The organism is Longimonas sp. (assembly GCF_046498435.1).
Lineage (GTDB): Bacteria > Bacteroidota > Rhodothermia > Rhodothermales > Salinibacteraceae > Longimonas.
This window is the reverse complement of sequence record NZ_JAWOAR010000117.1, coordinates 1-4470: the sequence shown is the minus strand read 5'-3', so window position 1 is coordinate 4470 and position 4470 is coordinate 1. Positions and strand designations below refer to the sequence as shown.

General features: G+C 62.2%; 4 protein-coding genes and 1 pseudogene. 2 read left to right on the top strand and 3 right to left on the bottom strand.

What is annotated here, in order from left to right:
- Both R6U20_RS04685 and R6U20_RS04680 read left to right on the top strand, forming a co-directional pair.
- The coding region (locus R6U20_RS04685; RefSeq protein WP_410336708.1) for a GTP-binding protein at window positions 1–280 on the top strand (280 nt) is incomplete at its 5' end.
- A gap of 36 nt (window positions 281–316) precedes the next feature.
- Window positions 317–835 carry a GTP-binding protein gene (locus R6U20_RS04680; protein ID WP_410336707.1) on the top strand — a complete coding sequence of 173 codons (519 nt, stop codon included), beginning with the start codon at window positions 317–319 and terminating at the stop codon, window positions 833–835.
- 135 nt (window positions 836–970) lie between these two features.
- Here R6U20_RS04680 and R6U20_RS04675 read toward each other — a convergent pair whose 3' ends face one another.
- The 3 genes and pseudogenes from R6U20_RS04675 to R6U20_RS04665 form a co-directional block, all read right to left on the bottom strand.
- Entirely contained in the window at window positions 971–3358 is a 2388-nt protein-coding gene (locus R6U20_RS04675; protein ID WP_410336706.1) for a TonB-dependent receptor, read from the bottom strand.
- Window positions 3359–3560: 202 nt separating this feature from the next.
- Window positions 3561–3926 carry a hypothetical protein gene (locus tag R6U20_RS04670; RefSeq protein WP_410336705.1) on the bottom strand — a complete coding sequence of 122 codons (366 nt, stop codon included), beginning with the start codon at window positions 3924–3926 and terminating at the stop codon, window positions 3561–3563.
- A gap of 358 nt (window positions 3927–4284) precedes the next feature.
- Window positions 4285–4470: pseudogene (locus R6U20_RS04665) on the bottom strand (hypothetical protein); the annotation flags it as partial.

Sequence of the window (4470 nt, the reverse complement as noted above, 5' to 3'; positions counted from 1 at the left end):
TGCCGATCTCGTTATCCGCCAGGATGCTGATGTGCTACGCATGGAAGGCGGATGCATCTGCTGTACCATGCAGGCAGGCGTAACCTCAGCGCTATCGTACCTGATCGGTCGGGATGCTCCCCCAGAGCACATCTTCATCGAAGCCAGTGGGATCTCCGATCCGATGCCCATTGCCGCGCAGTTGATGATGCCCGGCTTGCAATCCCATCTCCGTCTTGACAGCGTGCTAACGGTCATCGACGCGGAACGGGCTCCGTACAGCAACGAGGCACACGTCTAAGAACTTGTAGAATCGCAGATCAAGAGTGCCAACATCGTGCTGCTCAACAAGTCCGATCTGGTGGATGCGGAGCGGCTTCGTTCGCTGCGGGCATGGATTCAGGATTGGACGCCCGATGCCCGCATTTTGGAAACTGTTCATGCAGACGTACCTGTGCCACTGCTCATCGACCAACACGCTACGCCGACATGCTCCGCCCAGAACCATGAGCACAGCCATGACCACGAGAGTCATGACCACGAGTCCACGTTCCGTCGCTGGTCGTACCAGTCTGACGTGCCATTCACGACCCTCGATGATGTGCGGCGCGTGCTGCGCGAACTGCCCCGCACCATTCTCCGCGTCAAAGGATTTTTGTTTACCGAGGAAACGCGTAAACAACGCGTTCTGCTGCAGATGGCCGGACGCCGTGCCTCGTTTACGTTCGAGGGCACATGGTCGCGCACACCGCGCACAGAAATCGCCATTCTCGGATTGCCCGATGGCCCGAGCAATGCGTCCGTTCAGTCCGCTTTCGATGGGTGTCTCGCGGGCGCCAACGCATTAACCCAATGATGCCCACTAATCCGTGCAGAGACCGAGCACCGATTCCAGCTGCATTGTCCCAGTTGCACAAAACGAGTACAGCCCGACTGCCAGATTGAACCGGGAGCCGGGCTGTCTACGACATGTCGAAGCACGGATCATCCCCTAAAACGATGCCGACACGCCAAACTGCAGATCGCGTCCGGGCGAGAGCGCATAGCCTTTATACGTGTCGAGGAAGTCGCGGTAGGTGGTATCGAACACATTGTCCACGCCGATGGATAGCGTGAGTGGCGCGCCGATGCCGGTGCGTAGCGTGGCCTGTGCTTCGGCGTTGACTACGGTGTAGGCTTCTGTAGATGCCGTACCAAAGGGCGGCCCGAAGTCGCCATCGAACTGCGCAAACGGCTCGAAGCGTCCGGCGGCGTCTTTGTCGAGGGCGTGCTTCACGTTGACCTCGATGCTCGGGTTGCGGAGCCGGTCGGTGCCGCTGGGCACCCAGCGGGCAAAGCCCGAAACGGTGTTGGCCGGAAGCAGCGGCAGTGTGCCATCGCTGCCGTCGGCGCCCAGCGCGTCGCCGGTGCCGTCAAGGATAGCCGTGCTGCCGCCCACCTGAAGCCACGGCTGCACGCTTGCTTCGAGCGTCGCTTCGATGCCGGGAATGATGGCATCGGTCTGTCCGGCTTCGAAGATTGGGAGGCCGCTGTCTTCGTTCGTTTCGCCGGTATTGCGCAGGTAGATGTAGTCGTTGATGGCGTTGACGTAGCCGGTCACTTCGGCGGTCACGCGGTCGCGACGCACGCGAAACGAGAGGTCGGCGCTGTAGGAGCGCTCGGGGTCGAGTTCGGGAGTGCCGACCTGAAACGCCGCCACGCCGCCGTGCACGCCGTTGGCATACAGCTCAAACACGCTGGGCGCGCGGAAGCCAGCGCTCAGGTTCGTAGCCAGCGCCATGCCGTTACCGAGTGCGTAGTTGGCCCCCGCCGAGCCTGAGAGCGTGGTGTACGTGTTCTCCAGGAGGTTGGCATCGGTGGTGCGGTCGTTCGGGGCCGCCTCCACGTCGCGCACATCTACGCGTCCGCCAAAGGAGAGCGTGAGCGGATCCATCTCCACATCCTCAAAGACAAAGAGTCCGGCATTCCAGGTGCGCGCCGATGGTTGCAGTTCGGCGGGGCCGCGCGTGTCGGCATCTTGATGCTGCACCTCCACGCCTACGGTGCCGTTCAGTGGACCCACGGGCGGATGCACAAGCTCCAGGCGCCCGGTGTAGATGTCGGTTTTCAGATCGAGCGGATAGTCGAATCCGCCCAGCCCGCCGTTCTCGCGAATGGTGGCGAGCGTCACGTCGCCCGTGCCCGGTGCAGACTGCCGGATGGAGCGCTGCCAGCTCAGACGCGGTTTGAGCACCACGTTGCCTGCGGTGATGTTGCCCTTAAGCGCAACATTGCTGTGCTCCAGGTTCTGGCCGAGGCCCGCAGGCGGAAAGGGCGTTTCACCGGGCGTTCCGCCGTCGGGAAGCAGGAAGTTGTGTGCGTTCTGCCAATAGTCGCCATGCAGCTGCAAGCTTCCAAAATCGCCCTGCATACCGACCTGTCCGTAGGCGCTCCACTGCTCAAAGTTGGTGAAGGGTATTTCATTGGCATAGCGCGGGTCGCCAAAGGTGCCCCCCTCGCCTGTTTCCGAAAAGGTCGGCTCATCTGGAGCGTGATAGTTGTCCGCAATGCGCCGTTCCGCGCCCACGCGCCAGCCGACATCACCCTGCGCCACCTGCAGATCGATGGATCCGGCGCGCTCGTTGTTGTTGGTGTAGTACTGGGTGGATGCGGAGCCCTCGGCCTCCACCTGTCCCGAACTGGACGTAGGAGCGGGCTTGCTGATGACGTTGATAGCGCCGCCCAGCGCGTCGGAGCCGTACAGGATGCTGCTTACGCCACGCACCACTTCTACGCGCTCGGCTTCGCTGGTGTTAGTCGTGGGAAAGTGACGCACGCCAAACTGGTAGAACTCCTGCGCCACGCCGTCTTTGAGCAGCTTGATGCGGTTGCCGCTCAGCCCGCGCAGCACCGGCTTGCCCGCTTGCGAGCCCGTCTTGATGGAGGAGACGCCGCGCACGTTGTCTTGCAACAGATCGCCAAGGGCGGCCCCGCGTCGAGCCTCCAGCTCTTGCAGTCCCATCACGTCAACGCTTTGGGGAGCGCGGAGCGTGCTGCGCGCTCGGGCGGTGCCTGTCACCGTTACGCCATCGGCTTCCAGCACGCGGGTCTGCAAGGTGGCGTCTACGGTGGTGGTTTCGCCTGCGGTGACCTGCACCTCGCGCACGACGGTGCGGTAGCCCACAAACCGAAACTCCAGCAGATGCTCCCCTTCGGGCAGCCGGTCGAGGCGGTAGGTGCCGTCGGCGTCGGTGGTGGTGCCGCGCTGCAGCGTAAGGTCAACGATCTGGACGTCGGGGAGTGGAGCCCCTTCTTCATCGACCACCGTGCCCGACACCGCGCCTCGGTCGGCTTCGGGCGCACTTGTTTGCCCCCACACGCCCAGCGGCGTCCCTACCATGAAAAGAAGCAATACACATGCATGTCGTACAACAAAACGAATCATACCAATACCAATCAGAATACCCAGACAAGCGACCCCATGACGATAGCAAGGCGCAGCATCTTAACGGCAGGGGCAGATATGGGCAGATACAAAGCGACTCTGCAATGGCTACGAATGCATCACAGAACGTGATGGGCGTAGCGTGCGTGCCCGTTCGTTAAGCATGCGCGCGGGCATGGGGCGGACCGCGGCTGTGGGCTGCCGGAGCTGTGCCATGGGGCGCTGGGCTCTGCTGCACGGCCACCGTTCCTTCCTGAAGCCGATAGACGGGGGGAAGGGCCGAAAGCGAGGGCGTTGAGATGTGAAATACAGCACCACACAGCGCACAGTCTGCATCGGCATGCGGCGTGTCTGCGGTCCACCGCGCCGGAACAGCCTCGCAGTGCGGCACCTCATCATGAGGCATTCCCTCATGAGCGGTTTCCTGGGCATGATGCACCGCATGCATGCTGGGCGCAATGACACCGCCCATCACAAACAGCGCCAGGAGCACGGCGGCTGCAATGTGACGCGAAACGGTCATGGGTGTGCAGTGCGTGTGTATTGGCTTGAGACGTTCATCTGAATGGCTCCCCGCAACCTGCTGTTCCGACGTTGTCTGGAGAGAGGATACGGCTCCCTGCCTGTTTGAACAACACCGTGCGAGCCCTATGACGGGCGCTTCTTGCATCCATACCAGCCCAGAAGGATGCGACAGGATGCGGTCCGACGTGCAAGGCTGGACGCATCCCCTACATTGTGGTGGAAGTGCAGCAGAGGACCGATGCGTTCGAACTGTCACGTCCTGGATCCCGGACCAGCGCCACCGGGCGCGGACGTCCCCAGCGTTTCTGCCACCCGTCTACACATCAATTCGCTATCCTCCACCCCTCCAACGCCCTTCACTCTCCGGGTGGCTCAAACCGGACGCGGGCCGAGATGCGATACGAATAGCCCAGGTCCTGTGCGGTGAGCCCGGCAAAATCGCCAAAGCTGACGTTCACCGCCACCTGATTGAGCGTCAGTCCAGCCCCAAGCGAGGGCGTGATGTCGAGGCCGATGTCGTCGCCGGTTTGGATGCGGCTGAT

What these genes read in the sequence shown, in the direction of transcription:
- R6U20_RS04675 (WP_410336706.1), bottom strand. Translation starts at nt 3,358, where the DNA reads ATGGTAGGGACGCCGCTGGGCGTGTGGGGGCAAACAAGTGCGCCCGAA.
- R6U20_RS04670 (WP_410336705.1), bottom strand. Translation starts at nt 3,926, where the DNA reads ATGACCGTTTCGCGTCACATTGCAGCCGCCGTGCTCCTGGCGCTGTTT.